Here is a 5,269-nt window from a genome sequence, read left to right on the forward strand (position 1 = left end):
TGCCGATTTTCGCAGAGCAAGGGCGACCGGCGCAACGAATTCCTGCGTGCGCGCGTCAACGCAGCCGGCGGTCTCGACCTGTTCCCGAACCAGAGCTCGGCCGTGCTGACGTCGACGGTCTGGGGCGACGGCCTGATCGACAATCCGCCGCAGCATGTGATCAGCGCAGGCGAGACCGTGCGTTTCATCCCGTTTTCCGAATTGCTGTCGTAACGCGACGGCTTCCCGAACCATGAAGATTCAACTGAAATTTTTTGCAAGCGTGCGCGAGGCGCTGGGCGTGGCCGATGAAGAAGCCAACGTGCCGGACAGCGTGACGACCGTCGGCGACGTGCGCGCATGGCTGCGCGTGCGCGGTGGCGCGTGGGCCGATACGCTCGCCGAAGGGCGCGCGTTGCGCATGGCGTGCAACCACGAGATGACCGATCCCGACACGCGGCTCACCGAGGGCTGCGAGGTCGCGTTCTTCCCGCCGGTGACGGGTGGTTGAGGCGGCTGTCATGGCGACGATACGAGTCCAGACCGACGATTTCGACCTGAATGCCGAAGTGGCGGCATTGCGTGCGCGCAACCCGAAGATCGGTGCGCTCGCGTGCTTCGTCGGCACGGTGCGCGACCTGAACGAAGGCGATGCGGTCGCCGCGATGGAGCTCGAGCACTATCCCGGCATGACCGAGAAGGCGCTCGAGCGGATCGCGGCCGAGGCCGGCCGGCGCTGGCCGGGCATCGACGTCGCGATCGTGCATCGCGTCGGCAGGCTGCTGCCGCTCGACCAGATCGTGATGGTCGCGACGGTCGCGTCGCACCGCGGCGATGCATTCGCGTCGTGCGAATTCGTGATGGACTATCTGAAGACCGAAGCGCCGTTCTGGAAGAAGGAAACGACGCCGGACGGCGAGCGCTGGGTCGATGCGCGCAGTACCGACGACGCCGCGCTCGCGCGCTGGGGCGTCGAGTCGGGCAACACGCCGCGCTGAGCTGAGCGCGGCGCGCGGGCGGTGCGGCGATGTGTCGCATGCGCGCCGGTGTCGCACACGACGGGCGTTACGCGTCCGGGTCGATGCCGCGCCCGATGATCTTCGTCGGAAACGGCTCGCCGCGGGCGCGCGACGGCAACGCGTGCGGATCGTCGCCCGCGTCGCGGCGGCGCGGCGCGATCGCGTCGAGCAGCGCCTGCTGCTCGGGCGGAATCCGGTAGTCCCAACCGAACCGGCTCAACTGCAGGCTCTGCGCGATCCGCAGCGCGGGCTCCATGAAGCGGATCGCCGCGGGCGGCGCGTAGCGCGCTTCGACCGTTTTCAGGAACAGCGACAGCCAGCGGCTGAAATGGGCCGGCTCGACCCCGTCGAGCGGCTGGTGCGCCTGTTGCACGTTGCCGCGATAGCCCTTGGTGCCGAGCACGAGGCTCGACCAGAACGTCACCATCTTCGGCAAATGATCGTCCCAGCGGCCGGCGAGCTTCGCGTCGAACACCGGCCCGAGCAGCGGATCGGCGCGCACGCGGTCGTAGAACGCGTAGACGAGATCGCGGATATTGTCTTCGGTCGGCTCGGCGTCGCGGGGGCGGGCCGATGCGGGCAGGGCAGTCATGACAAAAAGGGCCGGTAGATCGGAGCAGCGGCGGGACAGCAGCGGGGCGGGCGGCGCGGGTGACGAGCAGGACGCCGGCCGGATTTTGACGCAAAATAGCGTCCAACAACCCCTGGAAAACGTGTGGATGTCACGCATCTTATTGCGCGCCCGCGATCCCGGCAACCCGGGGCCGCGCAACGGCGCCATCGATCGGCCCGGTTCACATAATCGGGATACGATCGATATTTTCCGTATTCGCTCATGAGACTCACCGACTACACCGACTATTCGCTGCGCGTGATGCTGTACCTGGCGGTGCGCGGCGAAGGGCTCGCGACGATCCAGGAGATCTCGGACGCCTACGGCATCTCGAAGAACCATCTGATGAAAGTCGTCCAGCAGCTCGGCGAGCTGGGCTGGGTCGACACCGTGCGCGGCCGCAACGGCGGGCTGCGGCTGTTCGCCGATTCGCTGCAACTGACGGTCGGCGAGGTCGTGCGGGCCACCGAAAACGACTTCGCGCTGGTCGGCTGCTTTTCGGCCGACGGCGTCGAGTCGCGCGGCTGCGTGATCGAGCCGCAGTGCCGGTTGAAGGGCGTGCTGGCGGCCGCGCGCGATGCCTTCTTCGCGGAGCTCGATCGTCATACGCTCGGCGAACTGGCCGAGCCTGCATCGCCGCTCGCGTCGCTGCTCGGCATCCGTCCGGCCGTGCTCGTGCGTGCCGCGCCGGTGCAGGACGAAGCGCAGGCAGCCGAGCCGGCGTCCAAGACCCACTGACACGCGGGCGTCCCGCGCGCCCATCCCGTCGCGCCCTCCGGACCGTTTTCAGGCGATCCGGCAATTTTTGCGCTGAATCAACCCGAATTTCGCTTGAAAGCCGCATAACCATCCTCATCTTGGTGTTAATCGAAAATTGGAGGTCTCGACTAAATGAGAATCGACAAGCTCACCACCAAGTTCCAGGAAGCACTCGCGGACGCGCAAAGCCTCGCGGCAGGCCGCGACAATCAATACATCGAACCCGTTCACGTGCTCGCGGCACTGGTCGCGCAGCAGGACGGCTCTGCCCGCTCGCTGATGTCGCGCGCGGGCGTTCACGTGCAGGCGCTGCAAGGCGCGCTGAACGAAGCCATTTCGCGCCTGCCGCAAGTGACGGGCACGGGCGGCGACATCCAGATCGGCCGTGAACTCGCCGGGCTGCTGAACCAGGCCGACAAGGAAGCGCAGAAGCTCAACGACACGTTCATCGCGAGCGAGATGTTCCTGCTCGCCGTGTCCGACGACAAGGGCGACGCCGGCAAGCTCGCGCGCCAGCACGGCCTCACGCGCAAGTCGCTCGAAGCCGCGATCGCCGCGGTGCGCGGCGGCTCGCAGGTGCACAGCCAGGATGCGGAAAGCCAGCGCGAGGCGCTGAAGAAATACACGGTCGACCTGACCGAGCGCGCCCGCGCGGGCAAGCTCGATCCGGTGATCGGCCGCGACGACGAAATCCGTCGCTCGATCCAGATCCTGCAGCGCCGCACCAAGAACAACCCGGTGCTGATCGGCGAGCCGGGCGTCGGCAAGACCGCGATCGTCGAAGGGCTCGCGCAGCGGATCGTCAACGGCGAAGTGCCCGAGACGCTGAAGGGCAAGCGCGTGCTGTCGCTCGACATGGCCGCGCTGCTCGCCGGCGCGAAGTATCGCGGCGAGTTCGAGGAGCGCCTGAAGGCGGTGCTCAACGACATCGCGAAGGACGAAGGCCAGACGATCGTCTTCATCGACGAAATCCACACGATGGTCGGCGCGGGCAAGGCCGAAGGCGCGATGGATGCAGGCAACATGCTGAAGCCGGCGCTGTCGCGCGGCGAACTGCACTGCATCGGCGCGACCACGCTCGACGAATACCGCAAGTACATCGAGAAGGACGCCGCGCTCGAACGGCGCTTCCAGAAGGTGCTCGTCGACGAGCCGAGCGTCGAGGCGACGATCGCGATCCTGCGCGGGCTGCAGGAGAAGTACGAACTGCACCACGGTGTCGACATCACCGACCCGGCGATCGTCGCCGCGGCCGAGCTGTCGCATCGCTACATCACCGACCGCTTCTTGCCCGACAAGGCCATCGACCTGATCGACGAAGCCGCTTCGAAGATCAAGATGGAAATCGATTCGAAGCCCGAAGAGATGGACAAGCTCGACCGTCGTCTGATCCAGCTGAAGATCGAGCGCGAAGCCGTGAAGAAGGAGCAGGACGAAGCGTCGCAGAAGCGCCTGCAGCTGATCGAGGAAGAGATCGACCGCCTCGGCCGCGAATATGCGGACCTGGAAGAGATCTGGACCGCCGAGAAGGCCGCGGTGCAGGGCAGCGCGCAGCTCAAGGAAGAGATCGAGAAGGTGCGGGCGGATATCGCGCGCCTGCAGCGTGAAGGCAAGCTCGAGAAGGTCGCCGAGCTGCAGTACGGCAAGCTGCCGCAGCTCGAGGCCCAGCTGAAGCAGGTCACGCAGGCCGAAGAGCAGGAGCAGCACAACCCGACGCGTCCGCGCCTGCTGCGCACGCAGGTCGGCGCCGAGGAAATCGCGGAAGTCGTGTCGCGTTCGACGGGCATTCCCGTGTCGCGGATGATGCAGGGCGAACGCGAGAAGCTGCTGCACATCGAGGAAAAGCTGCACGAGCGCGTGGTCGGCCAGGACGAGGCGATCAGCGCGGTGGCGGACGCGATCCGTCGTTCGCGCGCGGGTCTCGCCGATCCGAACCGTCCGTACGGCTCGTTCCTGTTCCTCGGCCCGACGGGGGTCGGCAAGACCGAGCTGTGCAAGGCGCTGGCGTCGTTCCTGTTCGATTCGGAAGAGCATCTGATCCGCATCGACATGAGCGAGTTCATGGAGAAGCACAGTGTCGCGCGGTTGATCGGCGCGCCGCCGGGCTACGTCGGCTACGAGGAAGGCGGTTACCTGACGGAAGCCGTGCGTCGCAAGCCGTACAGCGTGATCCTGCTCGACGAGATCGAGAAGGCGCATCCGGACGTGTTCAACGTGCTGCTGCAGGTGCTCGACGACGGCCGCATGACGGACGGGCAGGGGCGCACGGTCGACTTCAAGAACACGGTCATCGTGATGACGTCGAACCTCGGCTCGCAGGTGATTCAGGCGATGACGGGCGCGCCGCAGGACGAGATCAAGGACGCGGTGTGGCTCGAGGTGAAGCAGCATTTCCGCCCCGAGTTCCTGAACCGGATCGACGACGTCGTGGTGTTCCATGCGCTCGACCGCAGCAACATCGAGTCGATCGCGAAGATCCAGCTGGCGCGCCTGCACGACCGGCTCGCGAAGCTCGACATGGCGCTCGACGTGTCGCCCGCGGCGCTCGAACAGATCGCGAAGGTCGGCTACGATCCGGTGTTCGGTGCGCGGCCGCTGAAGCGCGCGATCCAGCAGGAGATCGAGAACCCGGTCGCGAAGCTGATCCTCGCCGGCCGCTTCGGTCCGAAGGACGTGATCCCGGTCGACGTCAACGACGGCCAGTTCGTGTTCGACCGCGTCGTGCACTGATCGCCTGCCATCGGCAGCGTGCCCGGTTCGCACCGGGCGCAAAAACAAACACCCCGCCTCGGCGGGGTGTTTGCATATGGAGCGGCCGAAACCGCTATGCCGGATGCCGGCCGCTGCGCGGCGGGCTTACGCCTGCTTGTTGCCGCCGAACATGCCGGCAAGCTGCGTG

The 5,269-nt window shown here is 66.5% G+C and carries 6 protein-coding genes and 1 pseudogene; 6 read left to right on the forward strand and 1 reads right to left on the reverse strand.

Annotated features, from left to right (window positions below):
* From JMF90_RS22715 to JMF90_RS22725, 3 genes and pseudogenes are all read left to right on the forward strand, one after another.
* Nucleotides 1-213 (forward strand): annotated as a pseudogene (locus JMF90_RS22715) (molybdopterin molybdenumtransferase MoeA); the annotation flags it as partial.
* 19 nt (nucleotides 214-232) lie between these two features.
* On the forward strand, nucleotides 233-490 hold the full coding sequence (gene moaD / locus JMF90_RS22720) for a molybdopterin converting factor subunit 1 (protein ID WP_006478642.1): 258 nt from the start codon (nucleotides 233-235) through the stop codon (nucleotides 488-490).
* Between the two features lie 10 nt (nucleotides 491-500).
* Nucleotides 501-977, forward strand: coding sequence for a molybdenum cofactor biosynthesis protein MoaE (locus JMF90_RS22725; protein WP_011549662.1), 477 nt, complete (start codon nucleotides 501-503; stop codon nucleotides 975-977).
* A gap of 67 nt (nucleotides 978-1,044) precedes the next feature.
* Here JMF90_RS22725 and JMF90_RS22730 read toward each other — a convergent pair whose 3' ends face one another.
* Nucleotides 1,045-1,590 carry a group III truncated hemoglobin gene (locus tag JMF90_RS22730; protein WP_201316962.1) on the reverse strand — a complete coding sequence of 182 codons (546 nt, stop codon included), beginning with the start codon at nucleotides 1,588-1,590 and terminating at the stop codon, nucleotides 1,045-1,047.
* Here JMF90_RS22730 and JMF90_RS22735 point away from each other — a divergent pair.
* From JMF90_RS22735 to clpB, 3 genes are all read left to right on the forward strand, one after another.
* The gene (locus JMF90_RS22735) at nucleotides 1,589-1,837 is read left to right on the forward strand and encodes a hypothetical protein (RefSeq protein WP_125380627.1); all 249 of its coding nucleotides are present in this window, start codon (nucleotides 1,589-1,591) and stop codon (nucleotides 1,835-1,837) included. The genes JMF90_RS22730 and JMF90_RS22735 overlap by 2 nt on opposite strands.
* A complete protein-coding gene (locus JMF90_RS22740) occupies nucleotides 1,834-2,349 on the forward strand; it encodes an Rrf2 family transcriptional regulator (protein WP_011549664.1) in 516 nt (171 codons plus the stop codon). Before JMF90_RS22735 ends, JMF90_RS22740 begins: the two co-directional genes overlap by 4 nt.
* Before the next feature lie 153 nt (nucleotides 2,350-2,502).
* A complete protein-coding gene (gene clpB / locus JMF90_RS22745) occupies nucleotides 2,503-5,100 on the forward strand; it encodes an ATP-dependent chaperone ClpB (protein ID WP_011549665.1) in 2,598 nt (865 codons plus the stop codon).
* The last annotated feature ends 169 nt before the right edge of the window (nucleotides 5,101-5,269 follow it).

This window comes from Burkholderia sp. E168m23 (genome assembly GCF_016586125.1).
Classification (GTDB): domain Bacteria; phylum Pseudomonadota; class Gammaproteobacteria; order Burkholderiales; family Burkholderiaceae; genus Burkholderia; species Burkholderia orbicola.